The following is a 24,261-nucleotide window of genomic DNA, read 5'->3' on the forward strand; positions in this document are numbered from 1 at the left end:
CAATAATAATCGCATCAAATGCGGTGAGAATTCGCGTTGCTGAGGAGTGGGCTTCCATGATTGAAGACTTTTGGAAGGATAAGTACCCAGCTGGGATTGCTGCCGACATCAATCCAGACGAGTATCCGAATATTCAGGCGGTGTTGAAGCAGTCCTGCCAACGCTTTGCCAACAAGCCGGCATTCAGCAACCTCGGCAAGACAATCACCTACGGTGAACTCTACGAGTTGTCCGGTGCCTTTGCCGCGTACCTGCAACAGCATACCGATTTACAGCCCGGCGATCGAATCGCCGTGCAGTTGCCCAACGTTCTCCAGTACCCGGTGGCCGTGTTTGGTGCGATCCGCGCCGGGCTGATCGTGGTCAACACCAACCCGCTGTACACCGCGCGGGAAATGGAACACCAGTTCAATGACTCCGGGGCCAAGGCGCTGGTGTGCCTGGCGAACATGGCGCACCTGGCCGAGGCCGTGGTACCCAAGACGAGCGTCAAGCACGTCATCGTCACCGAAGTCGCCGACCTGCTGCCGCCGCTCAAGCGCCTGTTGATCAACAGCGTGATCAAGTACGTCAAGAAGATGGTCCCGGCCTATCACTTACCCAAGGCCGTCAAGTTCAACGACGTGCTGAGCAAAGGCCACGGCCAACCCGTGAGCGAAGCCAACCCCACCAGCGACGATGTAGCAGTGCTGCAATACACCGGTGGCACCACCGGCGTGGCCAAGGGCGCGATGCTCACCCACCGCAACCTGGTGGCGAACATGTTGCAGTGCAAGGCGCTGATGGGCTCCAACCTCAATGAAGGTTGCGAGATCCTGATCACGCCGCTGCCGCTGTACCACATCTATGCCTTCACCTTTCATTGCATGGCGATGATGCTGATCGGCAATCACAACATCCTGATCAGCAACCCGCGTGACCTGCCGGCGATGGTCAAGGAGCTGTCGAAGTGGAAGTTCAGCGGTTTCGTCGGCCTCAATACGCTGTTCGTGGCCCTGTGCAACAACGAAGCCTTTCGCAAGCTGGATTTCTCGGCCCTGAAAGTCACCCTGTCTGGCGGCATGGCCCTGCAACTGGCAGCTGCCGAGCGCTGGAAAGCGGTGACCGGCTGCCCGATCTGCGAAGGTTATGGCATGACCGAAACCAGCCCGGTGGCCACCGTCAACCCGATCCAGAACATCCAGATCGGTACCATCGGCATCCCGGTGCCGTCGACGCTGTGCAAGGTGATCAATGACGCGGGCGTCGAACAGCCGTTGGGCGAAATCGGTGAGCTGTGTGTGAAAGGGCCGCAGGTCATGAAGGGCTACTGGCAGCGCCAGGACGCCACCGACGAGATCCTCGACAGCGAAGGCTGGCTCAAGACCGGCGACATCGCGGTGATCCAGCCGGACGGCTACATGCGTATCGTCGATCGCAAGAAAGACATGATCCTGATCTCCGGTTTCAACGTGTACCCCAACGAACTGGAAGACGTGCTGGCAACCCTGCCGGGCGTGCTGCAGTGCGCGGCCATCGGCATACCGGACGAGAAGTCCGGCGAGGCGATCAAGATCTTCATCGTCGCACGACCGGGTGTCACGTTGACCAAGGAGCAGGTGATGGAACACATGCGTGCCAACGTCACCGGCTACAAGGTGCCCAAGGCCGTGGAGTTCCGTGATGCCTTGCCGACCACCAACGTGGGCAAGATCCTGCGGCGCGAGTTGCGGGATGAAGAGCTCAGGAAACTGGGGCTGAAAAAGTAAAAGCTTGTAGACGAAAGCCCCGCAGAAGCGGGGCTTTTTGTTGGGCGATGACCTGAAGCGATACCGCCTTTGTGGCGAGGGAGCTTGCTCCCGCTGGACGCGCAGCGGCCCCTTGTGGAGTGTCAGTTGGATCGAAGGGGGCCGCTGCGCAGCCCAGCGGGAGCAAGCTCCCTCGCCACAGGTGATCTGGTGCTTCTCGGGTCCGGTTACAACCGGAACTGCGCAAAATCCAGGTTAGTACCACCTGGCCGCATGTCCTGCAGGTAGGAATCCTTGTCGGCGCTCAGCTCCAGGCTCAGGGCCGCCTTGCGCTTGCCCTGGTTGCGCACTTCCAAGCCTTCCATTTTCTCGCGCAGGAACACGGTCGGCACCTTCAGGTGCAGCAGCTCATCGGTGGCCGGCGTGTGCAGCAGCAGGTGAATCCATTCGTATTGACCGATGGCCAGGCGCGCCACCGGGATATCGAACCAGAAGATGTTGCGGTTGCGGTTCAATTCGCTGAAGTGGCAGTTGTTGACGCCCAGTACGGCGCCGCCCAGTTCCTGGTTTCTGCGGGCGATGGCCTGCTTTTTATCGAGTTTCATAACGTTCCTACGGGGTTGGAGCTTCAGGCCGCAGCCTGAATACGTGGGGCATTCTCGGTGGTTGCCGGGCAAACATAAAGCCCCGCCTGTAGGAACAATGAAACTTGGCTTGGCAATCGCCGGTCAATTCAGCGTCGGGCATGAAAGACGAAATTGATCCAACGTCGCCAAACAGGCTACTTTGTTGTGATAACGGCCCCCTGAGTCGCCAAGCGACCCCCTTTTTTTGCGGCGAAAGGAGACGCACATGATGTTCCCGGCCTTGAAAGGCTTACCCTTGCATCGTGTGATGATGCGCACCGTGACCGAGTTTCTCGACGACGAGATGTCGACCTACGCCTCGGCATTGGCCTACCAGATGCTGTTTTCGCTGTTTCCTTTCATTCTCTTTTTGATCGCGTTGATCGGCTTCCTGCACCTGCCGGACTTCTTCTCCTGGCTGCGCCTGCAATCGGAACTGGTGCTGCCACCCCAGGCCCTGGAGCAGGTCAACCCGGTGATCGACCAGCTCCAGCAATCCAAGGGTGGATTGTTGTCGGTGGGTATCGTCATTGCGTTGTGGACCGCCTCGGCAGGCGTGCGACTGATGATGAGCGCGATGAACGCCGCCTACGATGTGGTGGAGGGCCGCCCGGCCTGGAAGCGTTTTCCGCTGTCGATCTTCTACACCGTCGGTATCGCCGGCATGCTGCTGGCCGCTGCGGCGTTGATGGTGCTCGGGCCACAGGTAATGGGCTGGATTGCGGCCCAGGTCGGCTTGGAGGAGTTCATCGTCACGCTCTGGACGATCGTGCGCTGGCCGGTGATCGTGATCTTGCTGATGGTGGCCGTGGCGCTGATCTATTACGTGATGCCCGACGTCAAGCAGGAGTTTCGCTTCATCACGCCGGGGTCGGTGCTGGCAGTGGTGGTATGGATCATTGCCTCCCTGGGCTTTGCGTTTTACGTCAAGACCTTTGCCAACTACAACGCCATGTATGGCAGCATCGGTGCGATCATCGTGTTGTTGCTGTATTTCTATATTTCTTCGGCAGTGCTGCTGCTCGGTGCGGAGATGAATGCGGTGATCGAGCACATGTCCACCGAGGGCAAGAACCCGGGGGAAAAGAGCGCCGGCGAGCACGAAAAACAGCATGTGTCGGGCCTGGGCCGCGACCATTCCATCCCTCATCCCCACCCTGACGAAGCCCGACCATGATCCGTGACATCCTGAAAATGGGCGACGAACGCCTGCTGCGCATCGCCCCGCCGGTGCCCACCGAAATGTTCGACAGCCCAGAATTGTGGCAACTGATCGACGACATGTTCCAGACCATGGAAAGCGTCGGCGGCGTCGGCCTGGCGGCGCCACAGATCGGCGTGGACTTGCAACTGGTGATCTTCGGCTTCGAGCACAGCGAGCGTTACCCCGACGCCGAGGCGGTGCCCCAGACCATCCTGATCAACCCGCTGATCACCCCACTGGGCCCGCAGATGGAAGAGGGGTTCGAAGGTTGCCTGTCAGTGCCGGGCCTGCGCGGGGCGGTCGAGCGCTACCGGGACATCCGCTACGAAGGCTTCGATCCCAAGGGCGAGCCGATCGTGCGTTACGCGTCGGGCTTTCATGCGCGGGTGGTGCAGCATGAATGCGATCACCTGATCGGGCGCTTGTACCCCTCGCGTATCAGTGATTTCAGCAAGTTCGGGTTTACCGAGGTGATGTTCCCGGACCTGGACCCCGCGGCCGACGATTGATACCCCACCGAACCCTGTGGGAGCTTGCTCGCGATTGCAGTGTGTCAGTGGGCATTGTGATGCAACAGACCTGACGCTATCGCGAGCAAGCTCGCTCCCACATTGGATCTATGTCAGGAAGGGCGCGAAGGCTCCCACCCCATCGCAATCATCGGCTTGCTACGCGCATATCGGCTCAGGCGCTCAGCCATCGCATAGGGCAGTTCAGGGTCGAAGCTGAACCCGCGCCGCTCATAAAAGCCGCGCAAATCCGGGTGGCAGAACAGCCACACCGGCCCTTCAACGTCTTTCACCGCTTCAGCGATCAACCGTGCCGCGATCCCTTGTACGCGGTACGCCGGGTCGACGAACAACCCCGTCAACCAATGCCCGCCCGACACCGGTCGCAGGCACAGGGCGGCGACGATCTCATCCCGCCGCGCCACCCAAAGCTGCGCGTCACGCACCGCTTTCATCGAGGATTGGTGGGCGCGATAAAACTTATTCATCAGCGGCCAAAGCGATTCTTCGAGCGCTGCGTAATGGATTTCGGACATGACAGGGTCGTGGGCGATAAGGGGAGGGCGATTATAAAAGAACGCAGGGGCGGCGATAGGTGTATACCTGACTTCACATCCCGTATGAGTGGAGTACGTATCATGGCCAAAGGCATGGATTCAAAAAAAGCGGCAAAGAAAAAACCGGCGAAGACTGCCGATGAAAAGCGCGCCGACAAAAAAACCAAGAAGGTGAACCTGTTCGGTCATTGAGCCGACACTGCCTCGGTTGGCCTCAGGTTTGAGCTGGGGCGCTAACCCCAGCTCAAACGCTCCGCCATGTGCCGAGGCTCAAAGCGAGGCGAGAAACATGTCAGTGGCCGAGGCTTTGTCGTCGGTGCGGCTCTGCTGGGCCTTTTCCACTTGTGCCATCGCCGACTTGTCCTGCATGCGCTGGGCAATCTCCTGGCTGACCGCCATCTGCTTCTCGGGCGGCATCGCCTCGAACTCTTCCTCAGTAATGCCCATCTCTTCGAGAATGCTGTCGCGCAGGCGCTCTTCGGGCGTCTTGCTCATGTAGTCCTTGAATTCTGCTGTCGCAGAACCTCCAAGCGTCGTGGTTTCTTCGGATGCGGGTGAAGCAACAGTCTGCAATTGCACGCGGGTCTTGGCGAATGCCTCGTCGACGTTGTCGCTGATGGCGGTGCTCGCATTGACCTGTTGCGTGGCTCGTTTGGTGAAGGAGTCCTGGACTTGGGCAGCGCCCTGGCTGGCCTGGACCTGGACGTTATCGCGCAAGGCCTGCAACGCGGCACTTTGCAGGCCGCTGGCGGCTTCGGCGGTGGGATCTTCGCCCGGGCGTTTGAGCGGTAAGACCATCGCTTGCTGTTTTGCACTGACCAACATGATGAACACCTGTGGGTAATGGCTGAGCGATGGGCAGGAGCAATTCCCATGCCGCCCTCGCAAGGTCCGTATTCCAAGGGGTGTGGACGAGCGCGCGACGAGCGGGGCGGCCAACCCTTGCCGTCGGACGGCATGGATCGACCGCTTGAACGTGGCGCCTCAGGTGCTTTCGCGAACCTTGAGTTCGAAACCCAGGTCCACCACCGGCTGCGCGATGCGGTTGCCGGCCATCAGCGTCAGCATTTGCTCGGCGGCGCGGCGGCCGATGGCTTCCCGTGGGGTGCTGATGCTGCTCAGGCGCGGCACCATGTGGGCCGAGGCAGGCAGGTCGTTGAAACCGAGGATCGACACCTGCTCGGGAATCTTGATGCCGCAGCGCAATGCTTCGAGCAGGGCGCCGTGGGCCAGGTCGTCGTTGCCGAAGAAGATTGCGTCAACGTCCGGATGACTGGCCAGCAATTGCAGGAACAGCTCGCCGCCCAGGCCTACCGATGACGGACGCGGGGTCAGCAGTTCCAGGTCCGGGTCATAGCGGCCGGCTTTCTGCAGGGCGCGGCGAAAACCTTCGCCACGCAGCAGGGTGCGTTGATCCAGTTGCGCGCCGATGTAGGCCAGGCGCTTGCGGCCTTTGGAAATCAGGTGCTCAGCCGCCGTTTCGCCGGCCTTGAGCTGGGAAAAACCGACGCAGTTGAGCCCCGCGCCGGGGTCCAGTTCCATCATGTACACGCAGGGAATGTTGCTGGCCTCGATCATGCGTCGGGCGCTTTCGGTGCGGTCGAAACCGGTCAGCAGCAAACCACGCGGCTGATAGGCCATGTAGTTGCGCAGCAGGTCTTCTTCTTCGTCCCGGGAGTAGTGATAGTTGCCGATCACCACTTCGAAACCCTTGGGGCGCAGCACCCGATGAATGGCTTCCAGGGTGTCGATGAACAACAGGTTGGACAACGACGGCACCAGCACCACCACCGAATGGCTCTGGGCCGAAGCCAGGGCGCGGGCGGCGGGGTTGACGACGTAGTTGAGCTCCGAGGCGGCCTGGCGGACTTTTTCCACCAGATCGACGGCTACGGTGCTGACGCCGCGAAGGGCACGGGAGGCGGTGATGGGGCTGACACCGGCCAGGCGTGCGACTTCGTTGAGCGTAGGGCGACCGGTGGTGCGAGTATTCTTATCGTTTTTAGGGGCGGTCATCAGGGCGGCTTGCCAAACAAAAATCAAGGCACTAAGGTAGCGCTGTCTCGACGCGGCTGCAATTGCGTAAGTGGGGTTTGCCTGATCCCCCGTGTGCCGGTGTCGTGAACGAACATGCTGCAACCACAAAAATGACAAGAAGGCGTCGGCAACTTCTGCTTTTGCTGCGGTGTCATAACTGGCAAAGGTAGCGCTGTCTGCGCGCTGAGGTGTTACATGAATAATCCCATCACCGCCCTGGTCATCATGGGCGTTGCCGGTTGCGGCAAAACTTGCGTCAGCCAGGCGCTATGCGAGTTGAGCGGCGCCACTGCCATTGAAGGCGACACTTTCCATCCTGCGGCCAACATCCAGAAGATGAGCGCCGGTATTCCCTTGAACGACGACGACCGTGCCGGCTGGCTCGACAGCCTGTGTGATGAGTTGCGCCGTGTCGACGCCAAGGGCGAGCGCCCGGTGCTGACCTGCTCGGCCCTCAAGCACAGTTATCGCGAGCGTCTGCGCAGTGCCTTGCCAGGCCTTGGCTTCGTGTTCCTTGAATTGACCCCTGAAGTGGCCGCCGACCGGGTTTCCCATCGTCCCGGCCATTTCATGCCGTCGACGTTGATCGACAGCCAGTTTGCCACCCTGCAATCCCCTGTCGGCGAGCCCCTGACCCTGGCTCTGGATGCGTCCAGCCACAGCGTTGAAGAGTTGGCGCATCAGGCTTACGTCTGGTGGTTGGACCATGGTTTGAAGCTTGCTGGCTGAGTTTCAAAAAGTTTGCGTCAGAAAGATAGCGCTACCCCGACGGCTAACCAATAACTGCTTCAATAACAACAACAAATCAGGAGACACCTCCCATGTTTGGCATGTCCCACGAGACGTTCCTGCTGCTCGATGCAGTGGTCACGGTGATCGGACTCATCATCCTCATCACCAAGTTCAAATTCCACCCGTTCATCGCACTGACCATCGCCGCCGCGTTCCTCGGCCTGACGTCGGGCATGCCGACCGGCACCATCATCAAGGCGTTCCAGGACGGCTTCGGTGGCGTACTGGGCTTTGTCGGCATCATCCTGGCGCTGGGCACGATGCTCGGCAAAATGATGGCCGAGTCGGGCGGGGCCGACCAGATCGCCCAGACCCTGATCCGCGCCTTCGGCAAGGACAAGGTGCAGTGGGCCATGATGTTCGCCGCGTTCCTGGTGGGCATTCCGCTGTTCTTCGAAATCGGCTTCGTGCTGCTGATCCCGCTGGTGTTCATCGTTGCACGTCGCACCGGCGTGTCGATCATCAAGATCGGTATCCCGTTGCTGGCCGGTCTTTCCGCCGTCCACGGCCTGGTGCCGCCGCACCCGGGGCCGCTGCTGGCGATTGGCGTGTTTGGCGCCGACATTGGCAAGACCATTCTCTATGGCCTGATCGTAGCGCTGCCGACGGCCATTATTGCCGGGCCGATTTTCGGTACGTTCATTGCCAAGCACATCCCCGGCCATCCGAATCAGGAACTGGTGGACCAACTGGCGCGCGAGACGGACTCCACAGAACTGCCAAGCTTCAGCATCACCCTGATCACCGTGCTGTCGCCGGTATTCCTGATGCTGCTCAAGACCTTCGCTGACGTGGCGCTGCCCGATGGCAACCTCTTCCGCGCCTGGATGGACATGATCGGCCACCCGATCTCGGCGTTGCTGCTGGCGTTGCTGCTGTCGCTGTACACCTTCGGCTACAAGCAGGGCATCGGTTCCAGCCAGATGCTCAAATGGCTGGACGCCAGCCTGGCGCCGACCGCCGCGATTATCCTGATCATCGGTGCGGGCGGTGGCTTCAAGCAGATGCTGGTGACCAGTGGTGTGGGTGACGTGATCGGCCACATGGCGGTGAGTGCGCAGATCTCGCCGATCCTGCTGGCGTGGCTGGTGGCTGCGGTGATCCGCATTGCCACAGGCTCGGCGACAGTGGCGACCATTACCGGTGCCGGGATCGTGGTGCCGGTGGTGGGGATGATGCCGGGTGTGAACCGTGAGCTGCTGGTGCTGGCGACCGGTGCCGGTTCGTTGATCCTGTCCCACGTCAACGACGCGGGCTTCTGGCTGGTCAAGCAGTACTTCAACATGACCGTGGCCGAGACCTTCAAGACCTGGACCGCGATGGAAACCATCCTGTCGGTGGTGGGATTGATCTTTATCCTGCTGCTGTCGCTGGTGGTCTAACCGCAACACACCATATGTGGCGAGGGAGCTTGCTCCCGCTCGACTGCGAAGCAGTCGCAACGGCTACCGCGATTCATTGGAATGCAGCGGTCGCCGCATTGGGGCCGCTTCGCGGCCCAGCGGGAGCAAGCTCCCTCGCCACAATGGGTTCTTGTCTCAGCCGTTGGTTTTGTGAACCAAGCCATCGGCCCTGAACATCCCACGGATCCCACGTACCGCCTGGCGAATCCGGTCCTGGTTTTCGATCAGCGCGAAGCGCACGTGATCATCCCCATATTCCCCGAACCCCACCCCCGGCGAGACGCAGACCTTGGCTTCGGCCAACAGCTTCTTGGCAAATTCCAGTGAGCCCAGGTGGGCATAGGCTTCGGGGATCTTGGCCCAGACGTACATCGACGCCTTGGGGTTTTCCACCATCCAGCCCAGCTCATGCAGCCCCTTGACCAGTACGTTGCGGCGCTGGCGGTACTGCTCGGCGATGTCGCGCACGCATTGCTGGTCGCCTTCAAGGGCGGCGATGGCGGCCACTTGCAGCGGCGTGAAGGTGCCGTAGTCGTGGTAGCTCTTGATCCGCGCCAGGGCGTTGACCAGTTCCGGGTTGCCCACCATGAAACCGATGCGCCAGCCAGCCATGTTGTAGCTCTTGGACAGCGTGAAGAACTCCACCGCGATGTCTTTCGCGCCGGGCACCTGCATGATCGACGGGGCTTTCCAGCCGTCGTAGACGATGTCGGCGTAGGCCAGGTCGTGGATCACCAGGACGTCGTACTGTTTGGCCAGAGCGATGACCCGTTCGAAGAAATCCAGCTCCACGCACTGGGCGGTGGGGTTGGAGGGGAAGCCGAGGATCATCATCTTCGGCTTGGGAATCGAGCCGCGGATGGCCCGCTCCAGTTCAGCGAAGAAATCCACCCCTGGCACCAGCGGCACCGAACGGACTTGGGCGCCGGCGATCACCGCGCCGTAGATGTGGATCGGATAGCTGGGGTTGGGCACCAGCACCGTGTCGCCCTGGTCCAGGGTGGCCAGCATCAGGTGGGCCAGGCCTTCCTTGGAACCGATGGTGACAATGGCTTCGGTTTCCGGGTCGATGTCCACCTCGTAGCGATCCTTGTACCAGCGCGAAATGGCGCGGCGCAGGCGCGGGATGCCTTTGGAGGTGGAATAGCCGTGGGTGTCTTCCCGCTGGGCGACGGTGACCAGTTTTTCCACGATGTGCGGGGGTGTGGCGCCGTCGGGGTTACCCATGCTCAAGTCGATGATGTCTTCGCCGCGCCGACGCGCAGCCATCTTCAGCTCGGCAGTGATATTGAATACGTAAGGGGGGAGTCGATCGATGCGCGCAAAGCGGCGCGGCGAACCTTGTTCGGCCATTGTTGCCTCGAGATACGTGAGCGCCCGGAACCGTCCGAGCGACGTTGGCCACTGCGGTGGCCTGCGGCGCAAGATAATCGGGCGGATGTCGGATTGTCCAGTAGCCGCGCGCAACTATTTTCGACGACACTGTCGGCCTTGCCACGCAGCCATCAACGCCGGCTGCGGGCTGTTGAATTCGCTGTAGCCCAATCGAACGGAATGAATAATGGAATTTTCCAGCGGTTTCCTGCTGAGTCTCTCCCTGTGCCTGGACATAGGCGTGGCCAATATCGCAATGATCACCCTGGCGATGCAGCGCGGTTACTTCCAGGGTTTCGCCTTGGGCCTGGGCACCTGCGTGGGCGACCTGATCTACGCCGTCCTGGCCTTGGCGGGCATGACAGTGTTGCTGCAATACGAGGCGGTGCGTTGGGTGCTGTGGCTCGGTGGCTCGGTGCTGTTGCTGTATTTCGCGGCGAAGATGATCCATTCGGCGATCTATCACAGCGCCGTGCTCGCCGAGGCCGGGGAGGTGCAGGGCAATTCCTCGCGCCAGGAGTTCTTTCGCGGGATTTTCCTGGCCATGTCGTCGCCCAGTGCCATCCTCTGGTTCGCTGCGGTGGGCGGTACACTTATCGCGCGTTCGGGTGGTGGCACCTTGTTCAGCTCGGCGCTGTTCCTCAGTGGTTTTCTCTGCGCCGGATTGTTGTGGTGCGCGGCCCTGTGCCTGGCGGCAACCCAGGGTGGCAAATTGTTGGGGGATAAACTGCTGCGTTACTCCTATTGGGCATCCGCCGCGATCTTCTGCTATTTCGCGGTGTACGTGATCGTTTCTGGTTACAACGAGTTTGTAGGAAAAGCTGTCGCCAACGCCTTGCCTGGAATCTGACAGGCGAAACGGCCCTGGCAATCACGGTTTGGCTTCTATACTGCCAAACCCGACTTCACGTTTTGCTGGAGTGTTGCCGCATGGAAAAGCACAAACGCGATTACACAGCCCAACCACGCTTTGAACAGGGACGTTTTCAGCTTATCGCCGGCTTTGGTGCTCGGTTTACCCAGGACACTGCCCAGGACATCCCTTTGCTCTGGGAAAAGTTCCTGCCCTGGCTCGGCAAGGTGCCAGGGCAGCAAGATGAAGTGACCTACGGCGTGTGTTGCAACCCGGACGGGAAGGGTGGGTTCGAATACATCGCTGGCGTGGAAATCAGCCGGCTCGACGATCTGCCGGAGCAATACCGCTGGGTCGAAATCCAGCCTGGGTATTACGCCGTCTTCGAACACAAGGGGCCGTTGAAACAACTACCGGACACGTTCCAATACATCTGGAACGAGTGGCTGCCACATTCCGGTCATACAGCGGCCGAGCTGCCGGAGTTCGAGCGCTACAGCGAGGATTTCAACCCCAGGACCGGCGAAGGCACCCTGGAGATCTGGATCCCGCTCAAGCCAAGCTGACCGTCGCCAGCTTCAGTACAGGCTGGCCTGCACCCGCGCAGGTGCTTCACGGTCATGAGTGTCTATGGGGCAAGGTCCATCAGAACGCCAACCCCATCCGCCGCTCGTAACCGATGCGGCCCTTGTAGGCCTCGCCACTATCGACCCAGCCCAGCCGGGAATACAGGCCGATGGCCGAGTCGTTATCGGCGTCAACCGACAGTTCCAGCCCGCGGATTTCCGGCCAGGCGGCTCGCGCCACGGCGGGTAGCGCCTGTAGGCAGGCCTTGCCATAACCTTTGCCCTGGGCCCGGTGATCGACTTGCAGGGCATGCAGGGTGGCGCTGTGTTCATTGGCCCAGGCGGGCAGTACCGGTGGGCGCTTGAGCAGCAGGAAGGCCACTGGCACCTCTTCAGCCAATAGCGCAAACCCTTTGACCCCGGGGCCTGGCTTGGACAGCAGCGTGTGCAGGGCGCCGTGGATATCGCCAGCGAACTTGATCTGTTCGGGGTGGATTTCGATGGCACCGACCTGTTCGCGTTGCAGCGGGGTCAGGTCTTCGTAGGGTACAAGCTGAGCGGTCACAAGAACGTCCGTTGTTTGCCTGCAGAATAGAACCTGGATTCTAGCGAATTTTTTCTTCGAATCATTTTTGTTGGGTTGTCGATTTCCTGTTTCTCCAAACGACAAAGGGTGTCTTCAACAAAAAACTGCGGAGAATCACCATGAATACCCAAGCCACTGAAACCGAAATCCAGGTCCTGATCGACACCTATCGCCAAGCGGTCATGGCCAAGGACGTTGAAAAGGTCATGGCACTCTATGACGAAGACATCGTCTCGTTCGATGCCATCCAGGCCTTGCAATTCAAGGGCAAGACCGCTTACCGGGCCCATTGGCAAGCCTGCATGGAAATGTGCCCCGGCCCGCACAAGTTCGACTTCCATCAGGTCAAGATTACCCCGGCAGAGAACATCGCCTTCGCCCACTGGCTGGCCTATTGTGGCGGCACCAATGACAAGGGCGAGGAACAGGCCTGCTGGATGCGTGTGACGGCCTGCTACCGGCGTGTAGCCGGGCAATGGCGGATCGTCCATGAACATTGGTCCGCGCCGTTCGACCCGATGGCCGGTACGACGTTGTTCGACCTACAACCCTGATCGTCGGTTTTTTTGCCGAGCCACATTCTACCGTCCATAGTTGATCAGTCCGATCGTGGAGCCTTCCATGAAGTACCTATGCCTGGTGTATAGCAACGAACACACGCTGCACAACTCGCCCGACAGCCCGGAGGACGCCGAGTGCATGGCCTATGCCGAATCGATCCAGGGCAGTGGGCGGATGCTGGCCGCCGAGGCCCTGGAGTCGGTGCAGACAGCCACCACGGTGCGCATGCGCGGCGGCAAGCTGTCGATCATCGACGGCCCGTTCGCCGAAACCAAGGAGCAACTGGCCGGCTTCTACCTGATCGATGCCAAGGACCTCAACGAAGCCATCCAGGTCGCCGGCAATATCCCGGCGGCCCGGGTCGGCTGCGTCGAAGTGCGACCGGTACGCCAACTGAACCCCTGAACAATAAATACAAACAGGACTTCATTCATGAACCTTGCAGCTGCCCCCCACGCGTTCATCAGCCGAACGATCGACGCCCCGCGTCAGAAGATTTTCCGTCCCCGGAGCGAGCCAGCCTTGGTGATCCAAGGGTGGGGCCCCCAAGGCATGCCCGACTGATGCCGGTCGAAGCGGTCAAGGCGCGGGTCGAGCAGGTTTATCGGCAAGACTCGCGGAGGATCCTGGCGACGTTGATTCGCCTGCTGGGGGACTTCGACCTCGCCGAAGAAGCCTTGCACGAGGCCTTCTTCATTGCGGTCGAGCGCTGGCAGCGCGACGGGGTGCCGGACAACCCGCGGGCCTGGCTGGTGTCTGCCGGGCGTTTCAAGGCCATCGACAGTTTGCGCCGGCGCGCGCGTTTCGCCGCGTCCCGGCCGATGTTGATCGCCCAGCTCGAAGAGCTGGAGCAGGGCCAGTGGAGTGACGAAGACGTGGAAGATGATCGCCTGCGGCTGATTTTTACCTGTTGCCACCCGGCCCTGGCGGCGGATGCCCAAGTGCCCCTGACGCTGCGGGAAGTCTGCGACCTGACCACCGAGCAAATCGCCCGGGCATTCCTCGCCGCCCCGGCGGCCATTGCCCAGCGTATCGTGCGGGCCAAGGCGAAAATCCGCGATGCCAGGATCCCCTACCAAGTGCCGTCCCGCGCGGAACTGCCGGAACGGCTGGACAGCGTGCTGCGGGTGATCTACCTGGTGTTCAACGAGGGTTATTCGGCCTCGATGGGCGCCGAGCTGACCCGCGAAGACCTGACGCGCGAAGCCATCCGCCTCGGGCGCCTGCTGATGGAGTTGCTGCCCGACGCGGAGGTCATGGGGTTGCTGGCATTGATGCTGCTGCACGAATCCCGGCGCCCGGCACGGACGTCATCGACCGGTGAACTGATCCTGCTGGATGAACAGGCACGATCCTTGTGGGATGCCGAGCTGATCGCCGAGGGCTGTGCATTGGTGGAGGCTGCGCTGAAGACCCGGCGGTTCGGGCCGTACTGCCTGCAGGCGGCGATTGCGGCGGTGCATGCCGAAGCACCGACGGCAGAGCAGACCGACTGGCCGCAGATCGTCGGGCTTTATGATGAGCTGCTGCGCGCCGTGCCGTCGCCGGTGATCGAACTCAACCGCGCCGCTGCCCTGGCCAAGCGCGACGGACCGGAAGTCGGCTTGCGCCTGGTCGAGGCGATCCTGGAGCGTGGGGAATTACTCGACTATCACCTGGCCTATTCGGCGCAGGCGGAATTCTGTCGTCAACTGGGACGATTGGACGAGGCGAGGGCGGCGTACCGCCGAGCGCTCGAACTGACGCAGCAATTGCCGGAACGGCGGTTTATCGAGGGGCGGCTTGCGGGGTTGCAGTGACAGGGTCCCGCCGAACGCAGACCCCTGTGGCGAGGGAGCTTGCTCCCGCTGGGCTGCGCAGCAGCCCCAAAACAGGGCCGCTACGCGCCCCAGCGGGAGCAAGCTCCCTCGCCACAGGATTGTCGTTCGAATTTCATTTTTTCAACTGACCTGCATCAGACAAAAAAAAAGCGACCCGAAGGTCGCTTTTTTTCAGCCAGCCGGCGTTGATCAGAACTCGTGATCAGCGTTGTCCGGGTTCAGGTCGCTGATGCCCAGTTTGCCCGCGGCCTGTTCGATCGAACCGGTCTGCTTGACCAGTGCGGCGATGGCGTCGCGCACGATCTGGTTGCCCGCGGTGTTGCCGGCGGCGATCAGTTGGTCGTAGTGCTCACCCTTGTTGGCGTGATCGACCATGACCTGGATCTTGGCCTCGGTGTCGGCCAGGTCGGCCTTGAGCGCCGTATCCGCGGCTGGATCGGCCTTGGCGACCAGGGACGACAGGCTCGCGCCGGTCATCTTGGTGCCGTCGACGCGGGTGTATTCGCCCAGGTACACGTTACGCACGCCCTTGGCATCGTAGAAGTGCGAGTTGTGGGTGTTGTCGCTGAAGCAATCCTGCTCGTCTTCTGGCGAGTTGGCTTCCAGGGACACCTTCATGCGCTCGCCCGCCAGTTCACCCAAGGACAGGCTGCCCATGCCGAACAGCATCTTGCGCAGGCCGCTTTCGGCCGGTTCGGCTTCCAGGGTGGCGCGGTAGTTGTCGGCCACGTTCGGCTTCCAGTTGCCGACCATCTCTTCGAGGTCGTTGACCAGCAATTGGGTCACGGACTTGAGGTAGGCACGACGACGGTCGTTGTGACCACCGGTGGCGCCAGTACCTTGCAGGTAGTCCGATGCCGGGCGGTTGCCCGCACCAGGGCCGGTGCCGTTGAGGTCCTGGCCCCACAGCAGGAATTCGATGGCGTGGTAGCCGGTGGCGACGTTGGCCTCGGAACCGCCCAGCTCGTTGAGGCTGGCGAGTTTTTCCGGGGTGATGTCCTTCACGTCGACCTTGTCTTCGCCAACCTGGACTTCGGTATTGGCGATGATGTTGGCGGTGGCGCCCGGGTTACCCAAGGCGTGTTCGTAGGATTTGTCGACGTAGTCGATCAGGCCTTCATCCAGGGGCCAGGCGTTCACTTGGCCTTCCCAGTCGTCGATGATGGTGTTGCCGAAGCGGAACACTTCACTTTGCAGGTAAGGCACGCGTGCGGCGACCCAGGCAGCCTTGGCGGCCTTCAGGGTCTCGGCGTTCGGCTTGGCCAGGAACGCGTCGACGGCGGTTTGCAGGGTTTTTGCAGTGGATTCGGCATCGCTGTAGACGGCATAGACGATGTCGGCATAGTGCGCGACGACGGCCTTGGCGGCCGCTTCGTCGATTTTGCCGGCGGCAGCAGGGGCGACCGGTGCCGCGGTGCTGGCGGCAGGCGTTGGCGCTTGCGGGGCGGCGGCCTTGTCTTTGCCTTCGCCGCAACCGGCGAGGGAAATAGCGATAGCCAGCAGACTGGCGGTAGCCAGGGGCATACGAATCATGGCAAACATCCTGCTTCGATGATGGATGGGACAGGCGCGAGGGTGCGCAAAACTGCGACATAATGCGAAAGATTTGCATTATGTGTAAAGGGTTGCAGGTGTAAATATTTCTTATTTAATGATGAAAGATTGCCGCCTTCGATAGTGTCTGTAGGAACTGCCTCGCAAAGCGAGGCTTGGCGCCCAGGGGCAGGAATCAGATGATGGACGCCTTGCTGCGCTCGGCCTGCTTCAAGTAAAGGCCCAATTCCCGTGCCGGCAGCGGTTTGCTGTAGTAATACCCCTGACCTTCGTGGCAACCCTCGGCGATGATGTAGGCTTCCTGCTCGACTGTTTCGACGCCTTCGGCAATGACCTGCATCCCCAGGCTCTTGCCCAACTGGATGATGGCCCGGACGATGGTTGCATCGTCCTCGTCGTCGAGCAGGTCCTGGACGAAGCTCTTGTCGATCTTGATCTTGTCCAGCGGCAGGCTCTTGAGGTAGCTCAGGGACGAATAGCCGGTCCCGAAGTCATCGATGGCAATCAGCGCCCCGGAGCGGCGCAGGCTCAGCAAATGCTGGGCAGCGGTGGTGATGTCTTCCATCAGGCCGGTCTCGGTAACCTCCAGCTCCAGGCTGCGCGGCGGCAGCCGGTACATTTGCAGGAGATTGTTCACCACCCGCGGCAGTTCGGCGTGGTGCAGTTGCACCGTCGACAGGTTGACCGCCATGCGCAGGTCGACGAAGCCCTGGTCGTGCCAGTCGCGCAATTGCCTGCAAGCCTGGTCCAGCACCCATTCACCGATGGCGATAATGGTGCCGTTCTGCTCGGCCAGGGGAATGAACAGATCCGGCGGCACCAGGCCGTGCTCGGGATGGTGCCAGCGGATCAGGGCTTCGGTGCCCACCACCCGCAGGTCGCGGTAACTGATCTGCGGCTGGTACACCAGGGTGAACTGCTCGCGGGCCAGGGCCTCGCGCAAGTCTTTCTCCAGTTCGCGACGACGGCGCATCTCGCTGTCGACGCTGGCGATGTAGAACTGGTAGCGATTGCGCGAGCGGCTCTTGGCCAGGGTCATGGTCTGCTCGGCTTTCTGCAACAGTTTCTCGGTGCTGTCGCCGTCTTCGGGGAAGAGGGTGATGCCGATGGTGGCCCGCAGGCGGATTTGTTGATCGTCGATGGCGAACGGCGCTTCCAGGTCGTCGAGGATGCTTTGAGCCAGTTCGGCCGCCTCGTAAGGCTGTTCGATGTCGGCCTGGACCAGCGCGAACTGATCGCCCCCCAGCCGCGCCAGTGCGCCGAGCCGCCCGCTGTGGGCCCGCAGCCGATCGGCCAGGGCCAGCAGCAACTGGTCGCCGGTCTGATAGCTGAACTGTTCGTTGATGCCCTTGAAATCATCCAGCCCTACACACAACACCGCCACCCGGCGTTGCAGGCGTCCGGCGTCCACCAGGATCTTGTCCAGTTGCTGTTGAAGTTGCTGGCGGTTGGGCAGACCGGTGAGAAAGTCGTACTGGGCCATGCGCAGCAGGCTGTTTTCCGCTTCGTGACGCAGGTGTGTGTTGCGCTCGATGGATTCGAGCAGTTGGTTGGCCGTATTGATCCACAGGCCCAGTTCGTTTTGCTCGTGACCGCGCAGCTGCGGGATCTTGTGGGCGCTGGGGCGATCGGGGTTGATCTCGGTCAGGTGCTCGATGATCCGCGACAACGGTTTGGTCAGCAGCCAGTGATAGACCAGGTACAGCACCAGGCCCATGGCCAGGGCCCGCAGCATTCCGGAGATGAAGATGATCACCGAGCTGACGATGAAACCCTCGCCGTAGGTGGCGGTGTCGAGGGTAATGCTCAGGTCGCCGTAATATTCGCTATAGGGGCCGCGTCCCACCAGTTGCGTGGTGAAGGTGCGCTCCTTGCCCAGGATCAGGTCGGTCAGCCAGCGGCTTTCGGAGCGCTGCAAGGGCCGGGTTTTTTCGGCGAGCATGGTTTCGCGTGGATGGCCGATGGAAGCCATGCGTACGGCTTCGTCCTGGAACAGGCCCTCGATCACTTGCATGCCCATCTCCCGGTCCAGGCTGTAGACGGCCTGGGTCGAAGGATCGCGGAACATGTCGAGGATCCGTTGGGCGTCACTGGCGACGGCCTGGTTGGTTTTGTAGGCATCGAACACGATCTGGGCGCAGCTCAAGACCATGCCAACGATCAATGCCGAGAGGAGCACGACCCGGAGCAACTTCACAGACAAGCTGTTCTTGAGTTCCAGCTTCAAAGAGTGGTTCCTTGTTCCGTGCGGGTAGCGTCAAGTTGCCATGAGTATTGGCAATCCTGTGATGTCAGTCAAAGGGACAATCAAACACAAGGTTTTTCGCTTGAAACCTTACCGGTGTACGTTTTTTCCAGAGTGATTGCTCTACGACCATTGTGTCGGTTGGAAGGGGCCGCAACTTGAGGCCTCCAGGGATTTTTTCTTGGGGTTCCAGACGCGAGGTAGTTTGCCTGCGGTCATTTTTTTCCGGCAAAAAAAACCCGGCACGACGCCGGGTTTTCTTGTCTGGCATTGGCGCTTAGGCGGTGAAGGCTTTGCCTTCGAACTGCTCGGCGACGAATTTCCAGTTGACCAGGTTCCAGAACGCTTCGACGTATTTCGGGCGAAGGTTGCGGTAGTCGATGTAGTAAGCGTGTTCCCACACGTCGCAGGTCAGCAGCGGGGTGTCACCGCTGGTCAGCGGGTTGCCGGCACCAATGGTGCTGGCCAGGGCCAGGGTACCGTCGGCCTTTTTCACCAGCCAGCCCCAGCCGGAACCGAAGGTGCCGATGGAGGTTTTGCTGAACTCTTCCTTGAACTTGTCGAACGAACCGAAGGCCTTGTTGATGGCTTCAGCCAGCGCGCCGGTTGGTTGACCGCCGGCGTTCGGTGCCAGGCAGTTCCAGTAGAAGGTGTGGTTCCAGACCTGAGCGGCGTTGTTGAAGATACCGCCCGAGGAAGTCTTGACGATTTCTTCCAGGGTCTTGCCTTCGAACTCGGTGCCAGGCACCAGGTTGTTCAGGTTCACGACATAGGTGTTGTGGTGCTTGTCGTGGTGGTATTCCAGAGTTTCCTTGGAAATGTGTGGCGCCAGTGCGTCGTGTGGATAGGGCAGCGGCGGCAATTCGAAAGCCATGGTGATTCTCCTAATCAGGTCAGTTGCGGTGAGCGCAAGGCCGATCACGGGCGGCCAGACTAGCGCCGGGGAGTTTGTACTCTTTGCGGCGCAGGAGTCGGATCATAGCACCGGGGGTGCGGCATAACCACGCAACAACTGTGTGGAATAGAGGTTCCAGAGCGGTTTGGAATAATCAGCCGTTGACGATCAATTGCACCGCCACGGTAAACATCATCACCGCCACGAGCAGGTCGAGGATCCGCCAGGTGCTTGGACGGGCCAGCCAGGGTGCCAGCCACGCAGCGCCGAAGGCCAGGGTGAAGAACCACAGCAGCGAGGCACTGGCCGCGCCCACGACATAGGCGCCAGGCACGCTCTGCTGGGCACCAAGGGAGCCGATCAGCAGCACGGTGTCGAGGTAGACGTGGGGGTTGAGCAGCGTCACCGCCAGGGCGCTGAGCAGCACCGCCCGCAGCGAGCGTACAGCCTGGTTTTCCCCCTGTCGCAGGCTTTGCTTCGAGCAGGCCCGGCGCAGGGCCAGGCTGGCGTACCAGAGCAGGAACGCCGCACCGCCCCAGCGGGCAATCGACAGCAGCAACGGACTCTGGGCCAGCAAGGTCGCCAAGCCGAAAACCCCGGCGGCGACCAGCAGCGCATCGAACGTGACGCACAGCGCCGCCACGGGCAGATGATGTTCGCGGCGCAGGCTCTGGGCCAGCACAAATGCGTTCTGGGCGCCGATGGCCATGATCAGCCCAAAGGCCACCAGCAGGCCGTTCATATAACTTTGCCACATAGGTTTGATCCCCGGTTTGTGTATCAATGCTGGCCATTCTCCGGGGAAGGGCTGTATAAGAAAAACCAATCCTGCTGATTGCTCATTAGGAAAACTGATGTTCGATTACAAATTGCTTTCTGCCCTGGCTGCCGTGGTCGAGCAGGCCGGTTTCGAGCGCGCGGCCCAAGTGTTGGGTTTGTCGCAATCGGCCATTTCCCAACGAATCAAACTGTTGGAAGCACGCGTCGGCCAGCCCGTGTTGGTACGTGCCACGCCGCCAGCGCCCACGGAGATCGGCCGACGGCTGCTCAATCACGTGCAACAGGTGCGTCTGCTTGAGCGCGACCTGCAAAGCCTGGTGCCGGCCCTGGATGAAGAGGGTTTGCCGGAGCGTTTGCGCATCGCCTTGAACGCCGACAGCCTGGCAACCTGGTGGGCGGCGGCCGTGGGCGATTTCTGCGCCGAGCAGCACCTGTTGCTCGACCTGGTGGTGGAGGACCAGACCGTTGGTCTCAAGCGCATGCGCGCCGGTGAAGTGGCGGCGTGTGTCTGCGCCAGCGAACGCCCGGTGGCGGGCGCCCGCAGTGTTTTGCTGGGGGCGATGCGCTACCGGGCGCTGGCCAGCCCAGCGTTCATCGCCCGGCATTTCCCCGACGGGGTGCGGGCCGATCAACTGGCCCGTACGCCGGCGTTGGTGTTTGGCCCGGATGATTTCCTGCAGCACCGCTACCTCGCGTCCGTAGGCGTGGAGGGCGGTTTCGAGCACCATCTGTGCCCCTCGTCCGAAGGTTTTATCCGTCTTGCTGAAGTCGGGCTGGGCTGGGGGCTCGTGCCGGAGCTGCAAGTGCGCGAACAGCTGGAGCGAGGCGTGCTGGTGGAATTGCTGGCAGATAAACCGATCGATGTGCCGCTGTACTGGCATCATTGGCGCAATGGCGGGCAGTTGCTCGGCTTGTTGACCGAACAGTTGATCCGCTCCTCCCGGCAGTGGCTGGTGCCTTGGGAGGCGCAGTAGACGTCAAGCTGCTGGTAAAAGCGGCGCACAGATAAATTTGCAGGTTGTAGCGCAAGGCTCGTAACCGCATTTCTTAGGAGCATTCATGAAAATTCTGGTCACCGGCGCGAGCGGCTTCATTGGCGGACGCTTCGCGCGTTTCGCCCTGGAGCAAGGCCTGGATGTACGGGTCAATGGTCGCCGGGCCGAGAGCGTGGAACACCTGGTGCGTCGCGGTGCACAGTTTGTCCAAGGGGATCTGAGCGACCCACTGCTGGCCCGGGATTTGTGCCTGGATGTCGAAGCCGTCGTGCATTGCGCCGGTTCCGTGGGACTTTGGGGCCGCTACCAGGATTTCCACCAGGGCAATGTCCAGGTCACGGAAAATGTCGTCGAGGCCTGCCTCAAGCAAAAGGTTCGCCGGCTGGTTCATCTGTCCTCGCCGTCCATCTACTTCGACGGTCGTGACCACCTCGGGTTGACCGAAGAACAGGTGCCCAAGCGCTTCAAGCACCCTTACGCGGCCACCAAGTACCTGGCCGAGCAGAAAGTCTTCGGCGCCCAGGAGTTCGGCCTCGAAGTGTTGGCCCTGCGCCCGCGTTTCGTGACCGGTGCCGGTGACATGAGCATTTTTCCGCGGCTGTTGAAAATGCAGCGCAAGGGGCGCCTGGCGATTGTCGGCAACGGGCTGAACAAAGTGGATTTCACCAGCGTGCAAAACCTCAACGAAGCGCTGCTCAGCAGCCTGCTGGCTACCGATTCAGCATTGGGCAAGGCCTATAACATCAGCAATGGGGCACCGGTTCCACTGTGGGATGTGGTCAATTATGTGATGCGCCAGATGGAAGTCCCGCAGGTCCGGCGTTATCGTTCCTACGGCTTGGCTTATAGTGTCGCGGCCCTGAATGAAGGTTTCTGCAAATTGTGGCCGGGCCGCCCCGAACCGACGCTGTCGCGCCTGGGCATGCAGGTCATGAACAAAAATTTCACCCTGGACATCAGCCGGGCCCGGCATTATCTCGATTATGATCCGCAGGTCAGCCTGTGGACCGCCCTCGATGAGTTTTGTGCCTGGTGGAAGGTACAGCAGCCTGTATGACTAGCCATACAGCCCACCCGAGTACCCGCTGATCGGCCCGTCATGAACCGACTGCCAGGTTCGGGGTCAATCGGTGCGGCGGGCGAGGGGGTTATACTCGCCGCATCAAGCCATCACCGGTTTCCCAAAGGTTGAACCATGCCCATGCGTAACGATGCCAACGACGACTTCGATGATGTACCGAGCCTGCGGATGCGGGCCGACATTCCCGATGACGATGATTTCCTGCCCAACCGCCAGCCTCATGTGCAAGCACGCCCGGCGCCCGTTGCCGCGGCCAAGGTCAAGGGGCCCAGCACCGGGCCGCTGTGGGCATTGGTCGGCGCGCTGCTGTGTGCGTTCGGTTTCCTGGCCTGGTGGAGCTTCCAGCAGATTTCCCTGATGGAGCAGCAACTGGTGGCCACCCAGGAGAGCTTCGCGCGGATCAGTGAAGATGCTGCGGGGCGACTGCAGGAGTTTTCCGGCAAGGTCGTCGCCGGCCAGTCCAATGTGATGAGCGACAGTGAGGCCTTGAAACTGCAGATCAAGCAGTTGGAAAGCAAGCTGCAGGATCAGGGCAAGCAATTCGACAACAAACTGTTGGAGCAGTATAAGCAACAGCAAGCTACCTTCGGTCCGTCCGCCGACTTGGACAAGGAACTGGCCCAGCTCATTGCCCAGGCCACTGAACAGCAGAACACCAACGCCCAGTTGCAAGCGTCCAACAAGGAACTCCAAGCCCAGGTCAAGACGCTGGTGGCTGAAGTTAACGCCCTGAAAAGCCAAGGCGAGGGTGGTGCCCTGGATGCTCAGCTCAAGAGCATCGGAGCCGACATCACCGCCCTGAAAAGAGCCACCTCCAACTCGGCCATCGATCGCCTGGAGCAGGACATGATCGTGCTCAAGAGCCAGCAGGACAAGGGTGGCAACACTGCCGAGTTCGACGCCTTCCGTGGCCAGGTCACCCGTAACATCAACACCTTGCAAGCGCAGATCCAGAACTTGCAGCAGCAACTCCGCGCTGGGGCTCAATAAACCTGTGGGCGTTTGTTCGCGATAGCGATTGTGAATGTGCCGCCGCTATCGCGAGCAAGCTCGCTCTCACAGGAAACGCTGTCCAGCGTACAAGCGAGCTTGCTCGCGATGGCACCGCCTCTGTCAGTAACCATACCCGCTGACGCCCCCGGCTCCCCAGCAATTCCCTGAATACTCCAACATCACCCCACGCCGTCTACGCTCTTGAAACACCAACAAGAACAAGGGGCGCGCATATGGGTTTTTTTCACAGGATGGCCTGGCTGGGTGCAATGCTTGTGCTGGGGCTGGCACCGGTTCATGCAGCGACACCGGATGACGGCCAGGCGGCCCGTTCGCTGCTGGAAAAGGCCTTGGCTTACTACCACGACAACGGCGACAAAGCCTTTGCCGCCTTCAGTCGCCAGGGGGAATTCGTCGACAAGGATCGCTATGTATTCGTGGTGGATACCCAGGGTGTGATGCTCGCCAGCGGCGGGCCTTCCTCGGCGCTGATCGGGCGGGATGTGTCTGAAGTGCTGGGCCCGGACCTGCGCAAAGCCTTCAAGGACGCCTTGAAGACTCCCGAGGCCAGTGGCATCCAGCAAGCCGAGTACCGTTGGCAGAACTGGTCGGACGGCAAGGTCGAGCGCAAGCATGTGTATTTCCAGCGTGTCGGCGAACGGATTCTGGCTGTCGGCTACTACCTGCCCCGGGCTTCCGCCGAACAGGCCAAGGCGCTGCTGGACAAGGCTTCAAGCGACCTGTTGAAAAATGAGAAGGCCACGCTGACGGCGGTTAACTCCCTCAAGGGAGGTTATCTGCAGGATGACTTGTACGTCTTTGTCGTCGACCTCGATACCCGGCGCTATGTCGGTCACGGCACCAACCTGCGGTTGATCAATACCGACTTCGCCAAGGTCAAGGACCCCGATGGCAAACCGGTGGGCGAGCCGATCCTGGCCATGATCGGCAAGCAGGACGTGGGGGAGTATGAATATCGGTGGAAGAACCCGGTGACCGGCAAGGTCGAGGACAAGCACGCGTACCTGAAGAAGGTCGGGCATTTTCTGGTGGCGGTGGGGTATTACAGTCCTTGATGCCAAGGCCAAGGCCAAGGCTGGAGC

General features: G+C 60.9%; 24 protein-coding genes and 1 pseudogene. 15 read left to right on the plus strand and 10 right to left on the minus strand.

The window, feature by feature from the left end; translation table 11 throughout:
- Positions 1–56: 56 nt before the first annotated feature.
- The gene (gene fadD1 / locus BM300_RS20110) at positions 57–1,748 is read left to right on the plus strand and encodes a long-chain-fatty-acid--CoA ligase FadD1 (protein ID WP_092223137.1); all 1,692 of its coding nucleotides are present in this window, start codon (positions 57–59) and stop codon (positions 1,746–1,748) included.
- A 206-nt stretch (positions 1,749–1,954) separates the two neighbouring features.
- Here fadD1 and BM300_RS20115 read toward each other — a convergent pair whose 3' ends face one another.
- Entirely contained in the window at positions 1,955–2,332 is a 378-nt protein-coding gene (locus BM300_RS20115) for a hypothetical protein (protein ID WP_030139341.1), read from the minus strand.
- A gap of 247 nt (positions 2,333–2,579) precedes the next feature.
- Here BM300_RS20115 and BM300_RS20120 point away from each other — a divergent pair, with 247 nt between their 5' ends.
- Both BM300_RS20120 and def read left to right on the plus strand, forming a co-directional pair.
- A complete protein-coding gene (locus BM300_RS20120) occupies positions 2,580–3,530 on the plus strand; it encodes a YihY/virulence factor BrkB family protein (RefSeq protein WP_057448927.1) in 951 nt (316 codons plus the stop codon).
- Positions 3,527–4,066 carry a peptide deformylase gene (def, locus tag BM300_RS20125; protein ID WP_092223135.1) on the plus strand — a complete coding sequence of 180 codons (540 nt, stop codon included), beginning with the start codon at positions 3,527–3,529 and terminating at the stop codon, positions 4,064–4,066. Before BM300_RS20120 ends, def begins: the two co-directional genes overlap by 4 nt.
- Positions 4,067–4,179: 113 nt before the next feature.
- On the opposite strand, the gene BM300_RS20130 is transcribed toward def, so the two are convergent.
- The 3 genes from BM300_RS20130 to BM300_RS20140 form a co-directional block, all read right to left on the minus strand.
- Positions 4,180–4,602 (minus strand): GNAT family N-acetyltransferase, encoded by a 423-nt coding sequence (locus BM300_RS20130; protein ID WP_092144262.1) that lies wholly within the window; start codon positions 4,600–4,602, stop codon positions 4,180–4,182.
- Positions 4,603–4,893: 291 nt separating this feature from the next.
- On the minus strand, positions 4,894–5,448 hold the full coding sequence (locus BM300_RS20135) for a hypothetical protein (RefSeq protein WP_092144264.1): 555 nt from the start codon (positions 5,446–5,448) through the stop codon (positions 4,894–4,896).
- Between the two features lie 159 nt (positions 5,449–5,607).
- The gene (locus tag BM300_RS20140) at positions 5,608–6,639 is read right to left on the minus strand and encodes an HTH-type transcriptional regulator GntR (RefSeq protein WP_063322620.1); all 1,032 of its coding nucleotides are present in this window, start codon (positions 6,637–6,639) and stop codon (positions 5,608–5,610) included.
- 216 nt (positions 6,640–6,855) lie between these two features.
- Between BM300_RS20140 and BM300_RS20145 the strand changes: the two genes are divergently transcribed.
- Together BM300_RS20145 and BM300_RS20150 are read left to right on the plus strand one after the other, a co-directional pair.
- Positions 6,856–7,389, plus strand: coding sequence for a gluconokinase (locus BM300_RS20145; RefSeq protein WP_072342091.1), 534 nt, complete (start codon positions 6,856–6,858; stop codon positions 7,387–7,389).
- A 92-nt stretch (positions 7,390–7,481) separates the two neighbouring features.
- On the plus strand, positions 7,482–8,834 hold the full coding sequence (locus BM300_RS20150; protein ID WP_092144266.1) for a GntP family permease: 1,353 nt from the start codon (positions 7,482–7,484) through the stop codon (positions 8,832–8,834).
- A gap of 156 nt (positions 8,835–8,990) precedes the next feature.
- On the opposite strand, the gene alaC is transcribed toward BM300_RS20150, so the two are convergent.
- Positions 8,991–10,208: an alanine transaminase gene (alaC, locus tag BM300_RS20155; protein ID WP_063322617.1), complete on the minus strand. Its 1,218-nt coding sequence runs from the start codon at positions 10,206–10,208 to the stop codon at positions 8,991–8,993.
- Between the two features lie 208 nt (positions 10,209–10,416).
- Here alaC and BM300_RS20160 point away from each other — a divergent pair, with 208 nt between their 5' ends.
- Entirely contained in the window at positions 10,417–11,079 is a 663-nt protein-coding gene (locus BM300_RS20160) for a LysE family translocator (protein ID WP_092223133.1), read from the plus strand.
- Between the two features lie 80 nt (positions 11,080–11,159).
- Positions 11,160–11,648, plus strand: a complete 489-nt coding sequence (locus BM300_RS20165; protein WP_063322615.1) for a GyrI-like domain-containing protein — start codon at positions 11,160–11,162, stop codon at positions 11,646–11,648.
- A 79-nt stretch (positions 11,649–11,727) separates the two neighbouring features.
- Here the strand turns inward: BM300_RS20165 and BM300_RS20170 are convergent, their stop codons facing one another.
- Positions 11,728–12,213: a GNAT family N-acetyltransferase gene (locus tag BM300_RS20170; protein WP_092223131.1), complete on the minus strand. Its 486-nt coding sequence runs from the start codon at positions 12,211–12,213 to the stop codon at positions 11,728–11,730.
- Between the two features lie 140 nt (positions 12,214–12,353).
- Here BM300_RS20170 and BM300_RS20175 point away from each other — a divergent pair, with 140 nt between their 5' ends.
- The 4 genes and pseudogenes from BM300_RS20175 to BM300_RS20190 all read left to right on the plus strand — a co-directional run bounded on the left by BM300_RS20175 (position 12,354) and on the right by BM300_RS20190 (position 14,594).
- Positions 12,354–12,788, plus strand: coding sequence for a YybH family protein (locus tag BM300_RS20175; protein WP_072342082.1), 435 nt, complete (start codon positions 12,354–12,356; stop codon positions 12,786–12,788).
- Between the two features lie 67 nt (positions 12,789–12,855).
- Positions 12,856–13,200: a YciI family protein gene (locus tag BM300_RS20180; RefSeq protein ID WP_063322612.1), complete on the plus strand. Its 345-nt coding sequence runs from the start codon at positions 12,856–12,858 to the stop codon at positions 13,198–13,200.
- Between the two features lie 27 nt (positions 13,201–13,227).
- Positions 13,228–13,350: pseudogene (locus BM300_RS31455) on the plus strand (polyketide cyclase); the annotation flags it as partial.
- A gap of 8 nt (positions 13,351–13,358) precedes the next feature.
- Positions 13,359–14,594, plus strand: coding sequence for an RNA polymerase sigma factor (locus BM300_RS20190; RefSeq protein ID WP_092223127.1), 1,236 nt, complete (start codon positions 13,359–13,361; stop codon positions 14,592–14,594).
- Positions 14,595–14,804: 210 nt separating this feature from the next.
- Here BM300_RS20190 and BM300_RS20195 read toward each other — a convergent pair whose 3' ends face one another.
- The 4 genes from BM300_RS20195 to BM300_RS20210 all read right to left on the minus strand — a co-directional run bounded on the left by BM300_RS20195 (position 14,805) and on the right by BM300_RS20210 (position 20,066).
- On the minus strand, positions 14,805–16,148 hold the full coding sequence (locus BM300_RS20195) for an imelysin family protein (protein WP_063322609.1): 1,344 nt from the start codon (positions 16,146–16,148) through the stop codon (positions 14,805–14,807).
- A gap of 196 nt (positions 16,149–16,344) precedes the next feature.
- Entirely contained in the window at positions 16,345–18,396 is a 2,052-nt protein-coding gene (locus BM300_RS20200) for a putative bifunctional diguanylate cyclase/phosphodiesterase (protein ID WP_092144274.1), read from the minus strand.
- A 295-nt stretch (positions 18,397–18,691) separates the two neighbouring features.
- A complete protein-coding gene (locus BM300_RS20205) occupies positions 18,692–19,288 on the minus strand; it encodes a superoxide dismutase (protein WP_092223125.1) in 597 nt (198 codons plus the stop codon).
- Between the two features lie 175 nt (positions 19,289–19,463).
- Positions 19,464–20,066 carry a LysE/ArgO family amino acid transporter gene (locus BM300_RS20210; RefSeq protein ID WP_063322606.1) on the minus strand — a complete coding sequence of 201 codons (603 nt, stop codon included), beginning with the start codon at positions 20,064–20,066 and terminating at the stop codon, positions 19,464–19,466.
- A gap of 97 nt (positions 20,067–20,163) precedes the next feature.
- Here BM300_RS20210 and BM300_RS20215 point away from each other — a divergent pair, with 97 nt between their 5' ends.
- From BM300_RS20215 to BM300_RS20230, 4 genes are all read left to right on the plus strand, one after another.
- Positions 20,164–21,063: a LysR family transcriptional regulator ArgP gene (locus BM300_RS20215; protein WP_072342064.1), complete on the plus strand. Its 900-nt coding sequence runs from the start codon at positions 20,164–20,166 to the stop codon at positions 21,061–21,063.
- 85 nt (positions 21,064–21,148) lie between these two features.
- Positions 21,149–22,141 carry an NAD-dependent epimerase/dehydratase family protein gene (locus tag BM300_RS20220; RefSeq protein ID WP_063322604.1) on the plus strand — a complete coding sequence of 331 codons (993 nt, stop codon included), beginning with the start codon at positions 21,149–21,151 and terminating at the stop codon, positions 22,139–22,141.
- A 138-nt stretch (positions 22,142–22,279) separates the two neighbouring features.
- On the plus strand, positions 22,280–23,155 hold the full coding sequence (locus BM300_RS20225; protein ID WP_072342058.1) for an ATPase: 876 nt from the start codon (positions 22,280–22,282) through the stop codon (positions 23,153–23,155).
- Positions 23,156–23,391: 236 nt separating this feature from the next.
- Entirely contained in the window at positions 23,392–24,234 is an 843-nt protein-coding gene (locus BM300_RS20230; protein ID WP_092223123.1) for a cache domain-containing protein, read from the plus strand.
- Positions 24,235–24,261: the final 27 nt, after the last annotated feature.

The organism is Pseudomonas sp. NFACC46-3 (assembly GCF_900114515.1).
GTDB classification, from domain to species: Bacteria; Pseudomonadota; Gammaproteobacteria; order Pseudomonadales; family Pseudomonadaceae; genus Aquipseudomonas; species Aquipseudomonas fluorescens_Q.

Coding starts and splice junctions, on each gene's coding strand:
- BM300_RS20230 (WP_092223123.1), top strand. CDS start 23,392: ATGGGTTTTTTTCACAGGATGGCCTGGCTGGGTGCAATGCTTGTGCTG.
- BM300_RS20220 (WP_063322604.1), top strand. CDS start 21,149: ATGAAAATTCTGGTCACCGGCGCGAGCGGCTTCATTGGCGGACGCTTC.
- BM300_RS20215 (WP_072342064.1), top strand. CDS start 20,164: ATGTTCGATTACAAATTGCTTTCTGCCCTGGCTGCCGTGGTCGAGCAG.
- BM300_RS20140 (WP_063322620.1), bottom strand. CDS start 6,639: ATGACCGCCCCTAAAAACGATAAGAATACTCGCACCACCGGTCGCCCT.
- BM300_RS20225 (WP_072342058.1), top strand. CDS start 22,280: ATGCCCATGCGTAACGATGCCAACGACGACTTCGATGATGTACCGAGC.
- BM300_RS20150 (WP_092144266.1), top strand. CDS start 7,482: ATGTTTGGCATGTCCCACGAGACGTTCCTGCTGCTCGATGCAGTGGTC.
- BM300_RS20210 (WP_063322606.1), bottom strand. CDS start 20,066: ATGTGGCAAAGTTATATGAACGGCCTGCTGGTGGCCTTTGGGCTGATC.
- BM300_RS20165 (WP_063322615.1), top strand. CDS start 11,160: ATGGAAAAGCACAAACGCGATTACACAGCCCAACCACGCTTTGAACAG.
- BM300_RS20145 (WP_072342091.1), top strand. CDS start 6,856: ATGAATAATCCCATCACCGCCCTGGTCATCATGGGCGTTGCCGGTTGC.
- BM300_RS20115 (WP_030139341.1), bottom strand. CDS start 2,332: ATGAAACTCGATAAAAAGCAGGCCATCGCCCGCAGAAACCAGGAACTG.
- BM300_RS20205 (WP_092223125.1), bottom strand. CDS start 19,288: ATGGCTTTCGAATTGCCGCCGCTGCCCTATCCACACGACGCACTGGCG.
- def (WP_092223135.1), top strand. CDS start 3,527: ATGATCCGTGACATCCTGAAAATGGGCGACGAACGCCTGCTGCGCATC.
- BM300_RS20175 (WP_072342082.1), top strand. CDS start 12,354: ATGAATACCCAAGCCACTGAAACCGAAATCCAGGTCCTGATCGACACC.
- BM300_RS20180 (WP_063322612.1), top strand. CDS start 12,856: ATGAAGTACCTATGCCTGGTGTATAGCAACGAACACACGCTGCACAAC.
- fadD1 (WP_092223137.1), top strand. CDS start 57: ATGATTGAAGACTTTTGGAAGGATAAGTACCCAGCTGGGATTGCTGCC.
- BM300_RS20195 (WP_063322609.1), bottom strand. CDS start 16,148: ATGATTCGTATGCCCCTGGCTACCGCCAGTCTGCTGGCTATCGCTATT.
- BM300_RS20190 (WP_092223127.1), top strand. CDS start 13,359: ATGCCGGTCGAAGCGGTCAAGGCGCGGGTCGAGCAGGTTTATCGGCAA.
- BM300_RS20160 (WP_092223133.1), top strand. CDS start 10,417: ATGGAATTTTCCAGCGGTTTCCTGCTGAGTCTCTCCCTGTGCCTGGAC.
- BM300_RS20135 (WP_092144264.1), bottom strand. CDS start 5,448: ATGTTGGTCAGTGCAAAACAGCAAGCGATGGTCTTACCGCTCAAACGC.
- BM300_RS20120 (WP_057448927.1), top strand. CDS start 2,580: ATGATGTTCCCGGCCTTGAAAGGCTTACCCTTGCATCGTGTGATGATG.
- BM300_RS20130 (WP_092144262.1), bottom strand. CDS start 4,602: ATGTCCGAAATCCATTACGCAGCGCTCGAAGAATCGCTTTGGCCGCTG.
- alaC (WP_063322617.1), bottom strand. CDS start 10,208: ATGGCCGAACAAGGTTCGCCGCGCCGCTTTGCGCGCATCGATCGACTC.